This window comes from Delftia sp. WSY_12 (assembly GCF_043104645.1).
In the GTDB taxonomy this organism is placed as follows: domain Bacteria; phylum Pseudomonadota; class Gammaproteobacteria; order Burkholderiales; family Burkholderiaceae_C; genus Comamonas; species Comamonas tsuruhatensis.
Window position 1 is genome coordinate 1 of the sequence record NZ_JBICKW010000044.1, and the last position, 259, is coordinate 259.

The following is a 259-nucleotide window of genomic DNA, read 5'->3' on the forward strand; positions in this document are numbered from 1 at the left end:
GGCGGCATGGCCATGAACATCACGGCGCCCGGTGGGGGCGATGGCGGCGGCGGTGGGGGCGCAGGCGGAGGTGGCAAGGCCTCGCAGCTCACCATGGATGGACAAAGCATCCAGCTCAATGCCGCCAAGATCCGGCTCGAAGCCCAGCAGGAAATCCTGCTGACCTGCGGCGAAAGCACCATCCGCATCACGCCCGGCGACATCCAGATCCTCTCGCCCATGGACCGGCTCAACTGCTGAGGCCCGCATGTCCTGCAGC

1 pseudogene is annotated in these 259 nt (G+C 67.2%); it reads left to right on the plus strand.

From position 1 onward, the window contains the following. Positions 1-240 (plus strand): annotated as a pseudogene (locus tag ACF8LI_RS22500) (type VI secretion system tip protein VgrG); the annotation flags it as partial. Positions 241-259: the final 19 nt, after the last annotated feature.